Origin of the sequence: Micromonospora sp. DH14 (assembly GCF_029809455.1) — a bacterium.
GTDB classification, from domain to species: Bacteria; Actinomycetota; Actinomycetes; order Mycobacteriales; family Micromonosporaceae; genus Micromonospora; species Micromonospora parva.
In genome coordinates, this window is the sequence record NZ_JARVKT010000001.1 from 55,879 (window position 1) to 70,941 (window position 15,063).

At 70.5% G+C, this 15,063-nt stretch carries 13 protein-coding genes; 6 read left to right on the forward strand and 7 right to left on the reverse strand.

The window, feature by feature from the left end:
• Window position 1 precedes the first annotated feature (1 nt).
• From QCZ28_RS00290 to QCZ28_RS00300, 3 genes are read right to left on the reverse strand one after another with little or no spacing between them, the layout of a single operon-like run.
• Entirely contained in the window at window positions 2–664 is a 663-nt protein-coding gene (locus QCZ28_RS00290; protein ID WP_030332281.1) for an SAF domain-containing protein, read from the reverse strand.
• The gene (locus QCZ28_RS00295) at window positions 661–1,584 is read right to left on the reverse strand and encodes a hypothetical protein (RefSeq protein ID WP_279514626.1); all 924 of its coding nucleotides are present in this window, start codon (window positions 1,582–1,584) and stop codon (window positions 661–663) included. Before QCZ28_RS00295 ends, QCZ28_RS00290 begins: the two co-directional genes overlap by 4 nt.
• On the reverse strand, window positions 1,578–2,144 hold the full coding sequence (locus QCZ28_RS00300) for a hypothetical protein (RefSeq protein ID WP_279514627.1): 567 nt from the start codon (window positions 2,142–2,144) through the stop codon (window positions 1,578–1,580). The genes QCZ28_RS00295 and QCZ28_RS00300 overlap by 7 nt, the downstream gene beginning before the upstream one ends.
• 564 nt (window positions 2,145–2,708) lie before the next feature.
• On the opposite strand from QCZ28_RS00300, the gene QCZ28_RS00305 reads away from it, so the two are divergent.
• The gene (locus QCZ28_RS00305; protein WP_279514628.1) at window positions 2,709–3,416 is read left to right on the forward strand and encodes an A24 family peptidase; all 708 of its coding nucleotides are present in this window, start codon (window positions 2,709–2,711) and stop codon (window positions 3,414–3,416) included.
• A gap of 31 nt (window positions 3,417–3,447) precedes the next feature.
• On the opposite strand, the gene QCZ28_RS00310 is transcribed toward QCZ28_RS00305, so the two are convergent.
• The gene (locus tag QCZ28_RS00310; RefSeq protein ID WP_279514629.1) at window positions 3,448–4,077 is read right to left on the reverse strand and encodes a phosphatase PAP2 family protein; all 630 of its coding nucleotides are present in this window, start codon (window positions 4,075–4,077) and stop codon (window positions 3,448–3,450) included.
• A 170-nt stretch (window positions 4,078–4,247) separates the two neighbouring features.
• On the opposite strand from QCZ28_RS00310, the gene QCZ28_RS00315 reads away from it, so the two are divergent.
• Entirely contained in the window at window positions 4,248–6,647 is a 2,400-nt protein-coding gene (locus QCZ28_RS00315) for a glycosyl hydrolase family 65 protein (RefSeq protein WP_279514630.1), read from the forward strand.
• 13 nt (window positions 6,648–6,660) lie between these two features.
• On the opposite strand, the gene QCZ28_RS00320 is transcribed toward QCZ28_RS00315, so the two are convergent.
• On the reverse strand, window positions 6,661–7,125 hold the full coding sequence (locus tag QCZ28_RS00320) for a hypothetical protein (protein ID WP_279514632.1): 465 nt from the start codon (window positions 7,123–7,125) through the stop codon (window positions 6,661–6,663).
• Between the two features lie 146 nt (window positions 7,126–7,271).
• Between QCZ28_RS00320 and QCZ28_RS00325 the strand changes: the two genes are divergently transcribed.
• From QCZ28_RS00325 to QCZ28_RS00340, 4 genes are all read left to right on the forward strand, one after another.
• Window positions 7,272–8,060 carry an SAM-dependent methyltransferase gene (locus QCZ28_RS00325; RefSeq protein WP_279514633.1) on the forward strand — a complete coding sequence of 263 codons (789 nt, stop codon included), beginning with the start codon at window positions 7,272–7,274 and terminating at the stop codon, window positions 8,058–8,060.
• A 76-nt stretch (window positions 8,061–8,136) separates the two neighbouring features.
• A complete protein-coding gene (locus QCZ28_RS00330; protein ID WP_279514634.1) occupies window positions 8,137–9,300 on the forward strand; it encodes a low temperature requirement protein A in 1,164 nt (387 codons plus the stop codon).
• Between the two features lie 10 nt (window positions 9,301–9,310).
• Window positions 9,311–10,201: a bifunctional helix-turn-helix transcriptional regulator/GNAT family N-acetyltransferase gene (locus QCZ28_RS00335; RefSeq protein WP_279514635.1), complete on the forward strand. Its 891-nt coding sequence runs from the start codon at window positions 9,311–9,313 to the stop codon at window positions 10,199–10,201.
• Window positions 10,202–10,359: 158 nt separating this feature from the next.
• Window positions 10,360–11,253, forward strand: a complete 894-nt coding sequence (locus tag QCZ28_RS00340; protein WP_279514636.1) for a CDP-diacylglycerol diphosphatase — start codon at window positions 10,360–10,362, stop codon at window positions 11,251–11,253.
• Window positions 11,254–11,334: 81 nt separating this feature from the next.
• Here the strand turns inward: QCZ28_RS00340 and QCZ28_RS00345 are convergent, their stop codons facing one another.
• Both QCZ28_RS00345 and QCZ28_RS00350 read right to left on the reverse strand, forming a co-directional pair.
• The gene (locus QCZ28_RS00345) at window positions 11,335–13,242 is read right to left on the reverse strand and encodes an ABC transporter permease subunit (protein ID WP_279514637.1); all 1,908 of its coding nucleotides are present in this window, start codon (window positions 13,240–13,242) and stop codon (window positions 11,335–11,337) included.
• A 128-nt stretch (window positions 13,243–13,370) separates the two neighbouring features.
• Window positions 13,371–14,801: an extracellular solute-binding protein gene (locus QCZ28_RS00350; protein ID WP_279514638.1), complete on the reverse strand. Its 1,431-nt coding sequence runs from the start codon at window positions 14,799–14,801 to the stop codon at window positions 13,371–13,373.
• Window positions 14,802–15,063: the final 262 nt, after the last annotated feature.

Below are 15,063 nucleotides of genomic sequence, written 5' to 3' on the forward strand. Positions count from 1 at the left end.
CTCAGGCCGCCTCGGTCAGCACGACGGCGAGCCGTTCCTGTGCGGCGAGCGCCACCACGGCGGGCACGTCACGGGTGAGCAGCGCCAGGTACAGGACCTTGTCGTCGTTGCCGGGGCTGACCATGTCGATGACGGTGGCCGGGAACCGGGTGCCGGCGGCGGCGGGCGGGTCGCCGTTGGTGCTGGTGTCCGGAGTGCTGACCAGCAGGACCTTGTCGCCGGGGTGCAGTTCGCGGGCCGGCACCTGGGCGGTCTTCAGACCGAGCGCGATCTGCTGCTGGCCGGGGCCGAGCAGCGGATCGTCGGTGACCTGTCCCAGGGTGAGCAGTGTGCCCGGAAGCAGCGCGACAGCTGCCCGTTTGCCGACCACCTCGTCGAGCCGTCCGGCGGGCACCGGGCGCAGCCCCTGACCACCGGCGACCTGCACGGTGACCAGGTCCGCGGCGCTGATCTCGCGGCCCACCTCCACCGGGCGGGCCACCGCCAGATAGCTGCCGGTGGCCCGGACCGAGGTGACCGCGAACGCCGCGCCCAGCCCGCCCAGGGCGATCAGGAGGACGGCGAGACCGAGCAGTCCGGGGCGGACCCGCCGCTGGCGGACCACAGTGGGCGGGTTGACGGGCGCGTCCACGGATCCGGTCCCGTTGCGGGTCGCGAGGCTCATCGGGTCACCACCTGGAGTTCGTTGATCTGGATCGGCACCGTGCCGCTGTTTCGGGTCACCGGGATCACTCCGCTCTCGCCGCCGCCGCTCCAGGTCACCGTCCAGTACGTGGTGGCGGTGACCCGGTAGGTGCCGGCCTTCTGGTAGCCCTTGTCGTAGCCGCAGTCCGGGGAGGTGCCGCCGGCCCGGTCACCCTTCGGGTCGTACGGGGTGCCGGGGCCGTCGCAGGAGACCTGTTCCTGGTTGCCCATGTCCCAGACGATCTCGCGGACCTTCGCCTCGATGGAGACGGTCACGTCCCGGTCGGACGCGGAGGCGGTCAGCGGGCCGAAGTAGCTGGTACTCGGTGCCGCCCACATCCACACGGGCAGACCGACGAGGCCGGGGCCGATGCTCTTGCGGGGCGCGACCCTGAGCGGTGCCGGAAGCAGCTTGATCGACGCCAGGGCGCGGCGGGCCAGCTCCTCCGGGTCCGGCGGTGCGCCGAAGCCGGCCGGCGGGTCGGCCAGCGTCACCACGTCCTGGGCACCCAGGTCGCCGCCGTTGCAGGTCTGCAGGTACCACTGCTCGCCCTCGGGTGGCTCGGTCGGCCCCTCGGTCAGCTTGTAGTAGCACCCGTCGCCGTTGTTGAACCAGCCCAGGTCCTCGTCGTAGCAGGGGATGGTCCGCCCGTTCCACTGGCAGACACCGCCCCCGCCGCCACCGCCGTCTCCACCCCCACCGTCGTCTCCGCCGCCGGGACCGCCCGGGTTGCCGGGTTCGTCGTCCCAGACGCTGCAGTCGGGTTGGTCGGGCGGGCAACCGGCCCCCGGGTCGGCCCGTCGGGCGGCGGTGGCCGGCAGCGTGGCACCGAGCACCAGCAGGAGTGCGAGGCCGATCCCGGCGAGCGCCCGCCGGGTTGTCGCAGGCCGGGTCAGCACGGTTGGTCCCGGTGCGTCGCGCCATAGTTGATCAACCAACGGCCGTCCGGGTACCGGGTCGCGGTGGCGGTGGAGAGGTGCCTGCCGCCGCCGCTGCCCGGCACGGGACGTTTGTCCTTGGCGTAGACCAGCCGGTAGCCGGTCGTGTCGAGGCAGTCCTGGATCTCCACGGTGGCCGGCTTCGCGTCCAGGCTGACGGCGGTCACTGTCGGGTCGGACTTCACCGTTCCGGTACGCATGGCGCCGTGCTCCTTAGCCTCGCGAATGGACACCCGGACCCGAGTCAGAAGTGGATCAGCGAGAAACCGGGACAGTTCCGGCGCGCGCGGATCACTGCGTTGGCCCGCCTTACGGGAGGCCGTGAGATAACCGGAGTACGCGTCAAGCGCCGCCTTTTCGGCAGCGTGCCGATCGACGTCGGGATTGGTCCGGTGCCCGTCGTCGCGTACCGCGGTCGGCCGTTCGACCGTTTCCCGTCCGCTGGCGCAGGCGGTGACCGGTATCGCCGCCACGATCGCCAGCAGGCAGATTGCCGCTCGCCTGAGCTGCCGTCCGCGCACCGTCGAGCCTCCTCGTGGTCGCCCGGGGCGGTGACTGTTCACCGCCGCCGGGCATGCGGAAGCGCGCCCGGATCAGCACATCCGGAGCCGTTCATTGCGCTTCGGCATTCACCGTTACGGATCTTTTGCGAATTCAGGTCCCTGTGTCGTCCGATGGCGAAGGTGAGGCTTGCGTCACACCCAAGGGGCGAGCATAGGCTGACGCTCGCCGATGCAACAGAGGCAATTCAAGTGAACACTCTGCGTGATGGCAGGTGGTGGTGGCGGGTGTCCGCACCGCGCCCGGAGCGAAGGCCGAGCGAAAGGTCGTTATTGATGGGTCGTCGCTGGGTCGAACGGGCTCATCGGAGTCTCGGCACGGGTCGCAGGAGTGGGACATCGTGGCGTCATCCCGGCATTCGAACGGGGTCGTCGGCCGATCGGCAGGCCGCCCCGCCCGACGCCGAAGCGGTCGAAAGCGCCCCGGCCGGCTCGGGTCGGCAGGTCGCTTTCCGCGCCATCCGTCACACCACAGCGAGCCCTCAATCACCATCCGTGTTCGCCGTGGCGAGGTTGCGGCGGGCCATGTTCGCGATCCTCGCGATCAGCCCGCTGATGCGGTTGGCCGCGCTGCGCTACGCCGTACCCCCGGGTCTGCCCAGCCGGACCGGCTGCGACGCCTGCGGCGCGCCGGTCGGGCTGACCCGCCCCTGGCCGGCGCTGGGCCCGGCGGCCCGGTGCGGGCACTGCCTCGCCCGGGTCGGCCCACCGCCGGGCGCCGTCGAGGTGGCCGTGCTCGCGGCGGTGCTGCTGCTGGCGGTCGGCGGCCCGTCGGACGGGGCGCTGCCGGCGTTGATCTGGTGGCTCGGCTGGACGATCCCGGCGATCCTCGTCGACCTGGCCGTGCACCGGCTGCCGGATCGGCTCACCCTTCCCGCGGCGGCCGGGACCTGGCTGTTGCTCGGCGTGGCCGCGCTCGACGCCGACCCGGGGCACTGGCTGCGGGCCGTCACCGGCGGCACCGGGCTGGCGCTCTTCTTCGCCAGCACGGCCGTGCTGCTCGGCCGCCGGGGCTTCGGCCTGGGCGACGCCAAGCTGGCGCTCAGCGTCGGGGCGCTGCTCGGCTGGTACGGCTGGCCGTTGCTGTTGTTCGGGATGCTGCTCACCTTCGGGCTCTCCGCAGTGGTGAGCCTGGGCCTGCTGGCGACCCGCCGAGCCAACTGGAGCAGCCACCTGCCGTTCGGCCCGTTCCTGCTGCTCGGCACGGTGGGTGCCGTCCTGTTGGCGGCCTGACCCGGCGGGCGGCGACCGGCCGGGTCGCCGGTCAGTGTCGCGAGCGGCCGGCCAGTTTGGGGACCGGGCTGTCCTGACGGTCGGCCCGCCGGCGCAGCATCTCGCCGATCGGGCGGGCCAGCAACGGGGTGATCACCACGGCGACCAGGGCGCCGAACAGCACCCCAGCGATCACGTCGTGCGGGTAGTGCACGCCCACGAAGACCCGGGAGAAGGCGGCGAGCGCGGCCAGGGGCAGCGCTACCAGGCCGAGGCGGCGGGAGAGCAGCAACGTGGTGACCGCCAATGCGCCGGCGATGGTGGCGTGGTTGCTGGGGAACGACCAGTCGCCCGGCGGTGGGCAGGCGCTCGCGATGATCTCCCGGCCGATGGTCCGGCAGGGGCGCTCCTCGTCCACCACGGTCTTCAGGAATTCGCTGCCCACGTACGCCAGGACGGCCGGCAGCGGCGCGATCAGGGCGAGCGCCCGGTCGTGCGGGCCGCCGACCCGGCGGCTCAGCGCGGCCATCAGCAGCAGCGCGCCGAGCAGCAGGATCACCCCCTCGGTGGCGTGTCCGACGAACCACTGCACCGGCTCTGGGCTGCCGGCGGCGGCGTCGACGACGTCGCGGTACCACTCGGCGCTGATCTCCGGAACGTCAACGCTGCCGTTGTCGACCATGCATCACCTCACTTCACGTTCATACCTCGTTCACCTCGGGGACACCCTAGGAACGCGGCAGAGGGCACCGCGGCTGTCGAAGGTCGAGTGACTTTGACGACTTTCGTCCAGGATTCGTCCAGCCGGCTCTGGTTGGCTGGTGCAGGACATCGGCATCGACAGGAGGCCTCGTGCAGACCGGTTCGACCACCGATCAACCGCAGTCCACCGCCGGCACGGCGGATGACGAGACCTGGCGGATCCGGCGCACAGCGGCCGACCAGGACCGGCTCGGCGAGACCGAGTCGATCTTCGCGTTGAGCAACGGGTGGATCGGCTGGCGCGGGGTGCTCGACGAGGGCGCCCCGTGCGGGATGCCGGGCAGTTACGTCAACGGCTTGCACGAGCGGCGCGAACTGAGCTACCCCGAGGAGGGGTACGCGTTCCCGTCGGCCAGCGACACCGTCATCAGCGCACCGAACGCCGCACTGATCCGGCTCTGGGTCGACGACGAGCCACTCGATCTCCGGACCGGGACGCTGCGCCGCCACGAACGGGTGCTCGACCTGCGTACCGGCGTGCTGACTCGGGAGACCGAGTGGATCTCACCAGCCGGTCGGGGCGTGCGCCTGCGCAGCACCCGGCTGGTGTCCCTGCCGCGTCGTCCGGTGGCCGCCGTCCGGTACGAGGTCGAGCCGTTGGACACCGCCGTCGAGCTGCGCGTCTGCTCGGACCTGCTGGCCAACGAGAAGGTGCCGGAACGCTCGGACGACCCTCGGGCCGCCTCGGTGCCCACCGACCCGCTGACCGCCGAGACGTACCGGGCGACCGGCCTCGACGGCGTGCTGGTGCACCGCACCGAGCGCAGCGGCCAACGCGTCGCGGTCGCCGTCAGTCACCTGCTGGACGGGCCGGACACGGTGACCACCAGCGGTGACTGCACCTCGGACCGCGTACGGCTGACCGTCACGGGTCGCCTGCGCCCGGGGGAGCGGTTGCGGCTGACGAAGTTCGCCGCCTACGAGTGGGCGATGGTCGACGAGACGCCCGCCGACGAGTTGGCCGCCCTGGTCACCGCCGAGGCGGACGTCGCCCGCGCGGACGGCTTCGACGCCCTGCTCACCGACCAGCGCGCCGCCCTGGACGCGGCCTGGCAGGTCGCCGACGTGCGGCTCGACGGCGATCCGGAGCTTCAGCAGGCCGTCCGGTTCGCGATGTTCCACCTGATCCAGGCCGGTCGCCCGGACTGCGACCGGACCATCTCGGCCAAGGGGTTGACCGGCAACGGCTACGACGGTCACGTCCTCTGGGACACCGAAAGTTACGTCCTGCCGGTGCTCACCTACCTGGCCCCGGCGGTGGCCCGGTCGGCGCTGACCTGGCGGCACGCCCACCTCCCCGAGGCGCGGGAGCGGGCCGCCGAGCTGCGGTTGACCGGTGCGACCTTCCCGTGGCGCACCATCGGCGGCCGGGAGTGTTCCGGCTACTGGCCGGCGGGCACCGCCGGGCTGCACGTCAACGCCGACGTCGCCGACGCGGTGCTGCGCTACGTGGCGGCCACCGACGACCAGCGGTTCCTGGCCGAGGCGGGGCTGGAACTGCTGGTGGAGACCGCCCGGCTCTGGCACGGCTTCGGCCACTGGTCGGGCGACGGCGGCTTCCACCTGCACGGTGTGACCGGCCCGGACGAGTACGCCGCACTTGTCGACGACAACGTCTTCACCAACCTGATGGCCAGGCGCAACCTGCGCGGCGCGGCGGACGCCGCCGAGCGGCATCCGGAGGTGGCCGGCCGGCTCGGCGTGGAGCGCGACGAGGTGGCCGGCTGGCGGGCCGCCGCCGACGCGATGGCCATCCCGTACGACAGCGAGCGCGAGGTGCACCAGCAGGCCGCCGGCTTCACCGAGCAACCCGAGTGGGACTTCGCGAACACCGGCGACGACGACTACCCGTTGCTGCTGCACTTCCCGTACCTGGAGCTGTACCGCAAGCAGGTGGTCAAGCAGGCCGACCTGGTGCTGGCCATGCAACTTCACCCTGGTGAGTTCAGCGCCGACGAGAAGTCTCGCAACCTGGCGTACTACCAGGCCCGCACGGTCCGCGACTCGTCGCTGTCGGCCGCCCCGCAGGCGGTGCTGGCCGCCGAGGTCGGGCACCTGGACCTGGCGTACGACCTGTTCGCCGAGTCGGTGCTGCAGGACCTGGCCGACCTGGGGGACAAGACCGCCGACGGGCTGCACCTGGCCTCGCTGGCCGGCGCGTGGCTGGCACTGGTGCAGGGCTTCGGTGGGCTGCGCGACGACCGCGAGGTGCTCTCCTTCGACCCCCGCCTGCCCCGGCGGATCGACCGGCTGGCGTTCAGCCTGCGCTGGCGCGGCCACCGGCTGCGGGTCACGTTGACTCCGACGGAGGCCCGCTACGAGCTGCCCGACGCCGCCGGCGACGCCGAGGTCGAGCTGTGGCACCACGGCGAGTCGTTGCGGGTCACCGGCACCGAGCCGGTCACCCGGCCGATGCCGCCGGTGCCCGACCCCGGCCCGGAACCGCCCTCCCCGCCCGGCCGCCGCCCCACCCGCCGCTCGGCCGACTGAATCGGTGTTCGGCTCAGATCGGCGCGGGACCACCTGCCATCCGTTCGCGCACGGCCGCCAGGTCCTCGAAGGCGTACGCCCAGTTGTGGCACTTGAAGCTGCGCAGACCGTCGATCGCGGTGTGACAGTCGGAGCAGCGCACCCCGGCGATGGCATCCGGGATCTCGGTGTTGACGTACTTGCGTTCGCCCAGGATGACCGTGGCGATCATGGTCTTGTCGTGCAGGCCGGAGAGGGCCGACGAGACGATGTCGTACCAGGTGATCCGCCGGCGGCACTTCGGGCAGTCGGGTTCGTCGCCGCTGACCCAGAGCGGGGCGCCGATGCTGCGTGCCGGCATGCCGAGCAGTTTCTCCAGCCGCCGGACGTCCGACTCCGGGGTGGTCCAGCGGTGTCGGCCGGGCAGTGACGCGGGTGAGTCGTACACGGCGCGGAACAGGTCGTGGTCGACCTGCACGGTTTCGCGCTGAGCGGTCATCGGCTTCCCTCCTCGTTGAGTCGGTGCCCCCACCGTGGTCAGCGGTGACCATGGGCGCAGCCGGATCAACGACACGAGGGGTCAGCGGGTCGTCGCCGCTGGTGCTAGACATCGAGTTCCGCTCCCCGCCGCCGAAGGGATCCCGCATGTCCGATCAGCCGGCAGTTGACGTCACCACCACACCCAACGTCGCCCGGATGTACGACTACTTCCTCGGGGGTAGCCACAACTTCCCGGCCGACCGGGCCGCCGCCGACCGGGTGCTGGAGATCTTCCCGGAGACCGGTGTCGCCGCCCAGACCAACCGGCACTTCCTGCGCCGAGCCGTCCGGTACGCCGCCGAGCAGGGCGTACGCCAGTTCCTGGACATCGGCGCCGGACTGCCCACGCAGGACGCCGTGCACGAGGTGGTGCGGGCCGTGGCGCCCGATGCGCGGGTGGTCTACGTCGACTACGACGAGGTGGCCGTCGGGTATGCCCGGCAGTTGCTGACGGGAGTGCCCGGCACCGCGGTCGTTCAGGGTGACGTGCGACGGCCGGACGAACTGCTGGCCCACCCGGACGTCCGGGCCACCCTGGACCTGGATGAACCGGTGGCGGTGCTGCTCCTCGCGGTGCTGCACTTCGTGCCGGACCACGACGACCCGTGGGCGGCGATCGCCCGACTGCGCGATGCCACCGTGCCCGGCAGTCACCTGGTGCTGTCCCACCTGACGTTGGACGGCGTTCCGCCGGAGCTGGCCGAGCGTGGCCAGGCCGTCTACCGCAACAGCAGCGCCCCACTGGTGCCCCGCACGCGCGCCGAGACGGCACGCTTCTTCGCCGGGTACGACCTGGTGGAACCCGGACTGGTCGGCACCACCCGGTGGCGCCCGGACGGCGAGCCGGATCTCGTCGAGTCCCACGGTTACGCCGGAGTGGGCGTTCGCCGCTGACCCGCTTTTTCCTCCCGCAGCCCTTCCAGGGTGGTACGACGGAGACCGGGCGTACGTGCCACCGGGGGAGGCGCGGATGGCGAGCAGATCTGAACGGTTGTTGCGCACGAGCGAGGCGCCGCTCAGCGCCTCGTTCCTGGAGTTGTTCTTCGATTTGGCGTTCGTCCTGGCCCTCAGTCAGTTGGCCGAGCACCTGCTGCACGACCTCACCCTGGCTGGTGCCCTGCGGACCGCCCTGCTGTTGGCCGGGGTCTGGTGGATCTGGGTGACCACCACCTGGTTCGCCGACTGGTACGACCCGGGAAGCACTGCGGTACGGGGGCTGCTGATCGCCGCCGCGCTGGCCAGCCTGTTGACCGGGGTGGCGATTCCACAGGCGCTGGACGGCCGGGGGCTGCTCTTCGCCGGTGCGTACGTCGGACTGCACGTTGGTCGGAGCGTGGTCACCGCCGTGACGTTGCGGGGGCACCCACGGCAACGTCGGGCGGTACGGATCGTCAGCTGGTACCTCGTCGCCGCGGTGCCGTGGCTGGTGGGTGCCTTCTGGGTGCAGTGGCGGGTGCCGCTCTGGGCGCTCGCTCTCGCGATCGACTACACCGGCCCACGAATCGGCTGGCCCATCCCGCTGCTGGGCCGTACCCGGCGAGAGGAACTGCACCTCGCCGGTGGGCACTTCGCGCAGCGGTACCAACAGATCATGATCATCGCGTTGGGTGAGCTCGTTCTGGTCGCCGGTCTCTCGTTCGCCGACACCGCACTCCACCTGCCGGAGGCCGCCGCCTTCCTGCTGGTGTTCATGACGGCGGTGCTGATCGGTCTGCTCTACGTGACGCCCGCCGGCCAGCGCCTGGGCCCGGCCATCGAGCACGCCGACCCGGCCCGGCTGGGCGTCATCACCGGATACCTGCACCTGGTGATGATCGCCGGGTTGGTGGTCACCGCTGTCGGGGCGGAGTTGAGCATCGCGCACCCCAACGAGGCCAGCGACATGACCAGTGCCCTGGTGATCATCGGCGGTCCCACGCTGTTCCTGGTCGGGCGGATCCTGTTCTCGCTGGCGATCCACCGGCGGATCTCCTGGCCCCGGGTGGCCGCCCTGTTCGTGCTGGGCGGTGTGGCGGCTGCCCTGCGCCCACCGCTGCTGGCCCTCAGCGCGGTCGGCACGGTGGTGGTGCTCGTGGTGGTCGTTCTGGACCACGCCGGCATCATGTCCTACCGCCAAGCCCGACAACCTGACTAAAGTCAGGTTTATGGACTCGGCTCTCATCGCCGCCGTACGGCGGTTCAACCGGACGGTCACCCAACGGGTGGGCGCGCTCGACGACGAGTACATGGCCCAGGGCCGTCCCCTGGGGCAGGCTCGACTGCTCTGGGAGATCGGCCCCGCCGGCGCCGAGGTCGCCGCGCTACGCACCCGGCTCGGCCTGGACTCCGGACACCTCAGTCGGCTCCTGCGCACCCTGGAGAACGACGGCCTCATCACCGTCGGACCGGTCGACCGGACCGGCGGCGACGGCCGGGTACGCGTCGCCACGCTCACCGACGCCGGCCGGGCCCAGTGGGCCGACCTCGATCAGCGCTCGGACGACCTTGCCGCCTCGATCCTCGAACCGCTCACCGAGCACCGCCGGGAACGACTCGTCACCGCCATGGCCGAGGTGGAACGGCTGCTCATCGGGTCGATGGTCGTCATCGAGCCGTGCCCGCCGGGCGACCCGCGGGCCCGTGCCTGCCTGCGGGCCTACGTCCGGGACATCGCCCGGCGACTCGACGAGGGGTTCGACCCCGCACTGAGCAAGCCGCTCCACGACGATGCGCTCGCCCCGCCCAACGGTGTGCTCCTGCTCGCCACCCTCAACGGCGAACCGATCGGCTGCGGCGGGGTGAAGCTCTACCGGGGCGAGGCCGCCGAGATCAAACGTGTGTGGGTGGCGGACACCGTACGCGGCCTCGGCGTCGGGCGGCGGCTGCTGGGCGAGCTGGAACGGTACGCCGCCGAGCATGGCGCGACCGCCGTCCGACTGGACACCAACCGCAACCTCACCGAGGCGATCGCCCTGTACCGGGCGACCGGTTACCGGGAGATCGAGGCGTACAACACCGAGCACTACGCCCACCACTGGTTCGAGAAGCAACTCTGACCGGGTGGCGTGCTGCCGCACCGGGAACACGATCAGGGGACCAGCCTCCGGCGGCCAGGTGGCACGACGGTCATTCGTCCTAACGTGAGTCCGTTCCGTCCCTCACGTCCGAATTCGGATGAGGTGGGGACGTCGGAGTCGTCGTGCGGAGGGTGACAGTGAGCGATAACAAGCGGATGGGTCTGATCCACCGACGTCAGTTCGTCAAGCTGTCCGGAGTCGCCAGTGCGGGCGGACTCCTCACGCTGGCCGGCGCGGACAGCGGTATGGCCGACGGCGGCCAGCCACCCGGACCCCCACCGCCCGCCCCCGGTGGCGCGAACTGCCCCACCGAGTCGACCCTGTGCGGCTTCCGCGCCGACACCGGCGGCAGGTACGACCTCTGGGACCGGGTGCAGGTCTGCCTGGGTACGAGGACCACGCCGCCGACCACCTGCCTGACCACGACGTCCGACTACGTGGTGCTCAACGGCAGGCCGCCGAACAACCACAACTTCCTGCTCGTGCCGACCTGCCGGGTGAGTGGCATCGAGTGCCCGTTCATCGCGACCCCCGCCGCGCCGAACTACTGGCTGGACGCCTGGATCAACGCCCAACCCGGGCAACCGTCGCACGTCGTGTACCCGAACATCGGGCTCGGGATCAACTCGGCCGACGCCCGGCAGCAGGACCAGTTGCACATCCACCTGGCCGGCATCCACAGTGGCATCCAGACGCAGCTCAACAACTACGACAACGCGATCAGCAACAACCCGGCGAACTGGCGCAACCAGATCATCCCGATCTGGGGCCTCACCAGTGCGGGGGCGCCCGCCCCCCGCTCCTACCGGGTACTGCACGTCTCGAACCTGAACACCAACCTGTTCACCCTGCTGCGCGACACCGTCGTACGACCGACCGGGGCGGACATGCGAAACCAGGCGCTGGCGGTCACCCCACGCCTGATCGGCAACGGCGGGTTCTACGTTCTCAACAGCGAACCCGGCCTCTCGACCCCGCCGGGCCAACCGGGCGGCACCGGCACCGTGGACCTGCTGCTCGCGTACACCTGACGCTGCGCGGGCCGGACCCGGCGATGGCGGATCGCCGGGTCCGGCGGCGCCTTCCCTGGGCGCGGGGCAGCGGCACTCTGCTCAGCCCTTCACCGCCCCTGCGGTGAGTCCCTCGGTCAGGAAGCGCTGCCCGAGGGCGTACATGATCACCACGGGGATGCTGACCAGCAGCGACGCCGCGGCGAGTTGTCCCTGTGGCACGACGTCTCCGGCGATCATCGACTGCATCCCCACCGGGAGCGTCTTGTACTCGTCCTTGGTGATGAACACGAAGGCGAAGAGGAACTCGTTCCAGGCGTTGGTCAGGGTGAAGAGCGCGACCGCCAGCAGCCCCGGCTTGGCCAGCGGCAGCACCACCCGGCCGAACGCCTGAACGCGGCTGCAACCGTCGACAAGTGCGGCCTCCTCCAGCTCGATGGGGATCGACGAGAAGTACCCCACCAGCAGCCAGGTGGCGAACGGCAGGGTGAAGGTCGGGTACGTCACCACCAGCGACCACAACGAGTCGGTGAGCCGAGCGCCGATGAGCATCTGGTACAGCGGGATGAACAGCAGCGCGCCCGGCATCACGTAGGTGAGCAGCACCGTGACGGTGAAGCTCTGCGCCCCGCGGAACCGCAGCCGGGCCAGCGCGTAACCGGCCAGGGCGGCGCAGACCAGCGCCACCGCGGTGGACGCCGCCGACACCAGCAGGGTGTTGAGGTACCAACGGCCGAACGGCTGGTTGGCGAAGAGGGCGCTGAACTGTTCCAGCGTCCACGGCGTCGGCCACAGGTCGTCGGTACGCATGACGACCTGGCCCTCGGACTTGAAGGCCGTGACGGCGATCCAGTACAGCGGGCCGAGCACGAAGAAGAGCAGACCGGCCAGCGCGACCCAGGACCCCACGCCCGACACCGCCGACGACGACCAACGACCGCCTCGCGACTGGAGGGTCGAGACGACCCGGCCGACCGCCGCCGCGACCAGCAGAATCACCCCGAGGACCACCGCCGCCTTCCAGAAGATCTCCGGCGATGCCCAGAGCAGCAGACCGGTGACCAGCGCGGTGATGCCCCACGGCAGGGCCCTGCGGGCTGGACCGGTCCACCGCTGGGTTCCGATCCATCGTGCGGCCCGGCGACGCCGGGGCAGTTTGATGTTGCTGTCCTGACGCAACAACCGGACCAGGACGAACACCAGCCCGCCGATGATCGGCAGCATGACGAGCGTGACCGCCGCCCCAGCGCCGTACTGGAGCTGGAGGATCGCCTTGGAGTAGGCGATCAGCACGTACGGTGCTGTCACGTCACCCGGGCCACCCTGGGTCAGCAACCAGATGAGGTCGAAGTTGTTGAAAGTCCAGATCGACGACAGGGTCACCGTCACGGTGATCACGTGGCGCAGTCCGGGCAGCGTCACGTTGGCGAACCGCTGCCACGCCGAGGCACCGTCGATGGTCGCCGCCTCGTAGAGGTCCGCCGGGATGGCCTTCAACCCGGCGAGGAAGCACACGGTGAAGAACGGCACTCCCTTCCAGACGTTGACCAGGATCACCGACGGCATGGCCAGCGACGGGTCGGACAACCAACCCGCCGGCCAGCTGTCGACCAGGTGCGCGCTGGCCAGCAGCGGCCCGATCCCGGTGGCGGTGAGCAGCGTGTTGACGCTGCCGAAGATCGGGTCGAGCAGCGCGCGCCAGCTGAACGCCGTCACCACCGTCGGCACCACCCACGGCACCAGGAGCAGGCCGGCCAGCAGGGCCCGGCCACGGCGGCGATGGTGCAGCAGCAGGGCCGCGGCCAATCCCAGCACGACCTTGAAAACCTCGGCGTACGCGGTGAAGACGAACGAGTTCACCACGCCGGTGTGGAACTGGTCGTCGCCGACGAGCGCGAGGTAGTTGTCCAGGCCGACGAAGACGCTGTCCTGCCCGTGCCGTTCGGTGGTGCTGGTGATGATCGACCGGCCGATCGGCACGAGAACGAGCCCGCCGACCAGCACGGCCATCGGCGCCAGGAACAGGGCGGCGAGTCGCCAGTCGCGCCCCAGCCGCCGCTGGACGGCCGTGAGGGAGCCAGGCCCCGACGGCGGTGATTTCCTCGCCGCCGTCGGGACCCGTGCAGGACGGACCGAGCTCACTGCGGCAGCCCCTGCTGGTTGAAGATCTGCACCATCTTCGCGTGGGCGGCCGTCACTGCCTGCGCCGGCGACGTGCCCTGCACGACCTGCTGCATCATGTCGGTCAGGACGTAGGCCGATCCGACCGCCTGCTGGCCCGCGCTGGCCTTCTGCGGGAAGGCCAGGCCGTTCTTCGTGTTCAGCGGCAGCTTCAACTCAGTGATCTTGCGCAGCATGGGGAAGGCCGGGTCGCCGCTGGTGAAGAATGGGTCGGCGTCCCAGACCTTCTCCCAGGCGGGCATCACCAGGCCGGGTGCTTCCTTCGCCACCCCGAGCAGAGCGGGCGCGCTGACCAGGTACTGCGCCAGGAGCTTGGCGAGCGCCGGGTTCTTGGCCCCCTTGAAGACGACGAAGCCCTGCGACTGGCCGAGCAGCAGCGGATTGTCGGTCGCCGGCCCGATGCAGTCGGAGAACACGTGGGTGTTCGCGTGCACCGGATTCTTCTTGGTCCTGGAGTCCGCGTAGACGCTGAACTGGTTGCGGGTGTAACCGAGGATCCCGGCGAGCCAGTTCTCGTTGTTGCTGGTGTCGGTCCAGCTGGCGATCCCCGGCGGCAGCATCGGCTTGTACTTGGGGTTGGTGTAGATGTCGCCGAGGAAGGTCACCGCCTGCACCGTCTCGGGCGAGTTGAAGGTGACCTTCCGGCCGTCGTTGGTGGCGATCGACCCGCCGTAGGCGTTGATCAGCGCCTCGATCATGCCGTTGCCGTCACCGGAGCGGTTGACCGTCATGCCCCAGCCGAACCGGCGTTTGGTCGGATCGGAGATCTCCAGGCACAGATCCCGCAGCTCCTCCCAGCTGTAGATGTCCTTCGGGGTGATGCCCTTGTCCTGCATCCAGTCCTTGCGCAGGAACGACCCGATCCCGATGAAGTGGTACGGGATCGCGAACCACTTGCCGTCGAAGACGCAGAAGTTCTTGGCCTCGGCGCAGGGTTCGCCGTACTTGGCGGTCAACGCCGTGACGACGTCCGTCACGTCCTCCAGGTCGCCCAGCGCCTGGAACTGAGCGACGAACCGCGAGTCGGTCATGAACGCCAGGTCACGGGCCACCCCGCCCTTGACCTCGGCGTCGATCTTGGCGACCACGTCGCCGGCGTCGGCCTGGACGAGACTGTTCTCGATCTTCGTCCCGGTGGTGTCGGCGAACTTCTTGATCGAGCTGTCGAGTGCTTCGTTCGCCGCCGTCGAGTACAGCTTCTGCGACAGCATCCCCATCGAGGAACCCTTCATCGACGCCGCAGCGTCGATCAGTTCCTGCGGAACGTCCGGCTGCACCCTGCTGGGGGACTCGGAGGTGCCCCCGCACGCGGCCAGACCGGCCGCGCCGAGCACCCCCACCCCCATCCCCAGAAAGCCACGCCGGGACCACGCCAGGTTGTCGTTCATGGAATTCGCCTCCTCTGTCTCCCCGCACCACCGCACGCCGAAGGCGTGCCTGTGCTCCAGGTGTGCCTATGACGGCGACCACGGACGCGTCGCCCGCATCGATCAGTGCGCTCGCGTACCCGTTGATGGAGTTGGTGGGGTTGCGGCGACGGGTGTTGCCCTGCCGCCGCTCACCGTCGGGAGTCCGCTCACGCACGCGTCGTCGTGGCATCCGAGCGAGCCACGCGAGAGACTCCGCGCGCCGCTCGTCGGGTAGCGCGAC

Bases quoted from the DNA above. Each gene is read 5' to 3' on its own strand.
- QCZ28_RS00290 (WP_030332281.1), bottom strand. From the start codon at position 664: ATGAGCCTCGCGACCCGCAACGGGACCGGATCCGTGGACGCGCCCGTC.
- QCZ28_RS00305 (WP_279514628.1), top strand. From the start codon at position 2,709: ATGTTCGCGATCCTCGCGATCAGCCCGCTGATGCGGTTGGCCGCGCTG.
- QCZ28_RS00310 (WP_279514629.1), bottom strand. From the start codon at position 4,077: ATGGTCGACAACGGCAGCGTTGACGTTCCGGAGATCAGCGCCGAGTGG.
- QCZ28_RS00320 (WP_279514632.1), bottom strand. From the start codon at position 7,125: ATGACCGCTCAGCGCGAAACCGTGCAGGTCGACCACGACCTGTTCCGC.
- QCZ28_RS00325 (WP_279514633.1), top strand. From the start codon at position 7,272: ATGTCCGATCAGCCGGCAGTTGACGTCACCACCACACCCAACGTCGCC.
- QCZ28_RS00330 (WP_279514634.1), top strand. From the start codon at position 8,137: ATGGCGAGCAGATCTGAACGGTTGTTGCGCACGAGCGAGGCGCCGCTC.
- QCZ28_RS00335 (WP_279514635.1), top strand. From the start codon at position 9,311: ATGGACTCGGCTCTCATCGCCGCCGTACGGCGGTTCAACCGGACGGTC.
- QCZ28_RS00345 (WP_279514637.1), bottom strand. From the start codon at position 13,242: ATGGCCGTGCTGGTCGGCGGGCTCGTTCTCGTGCCGATCGGCCGGTCG.
- QCZ28_RS00350 (WP_279514638.1), bottom strand. From the start codon at position 14,801: ATGAACGACAACCTGGCGTGGTCCCGGCGTGGCTTTCTGGGGATGGGG.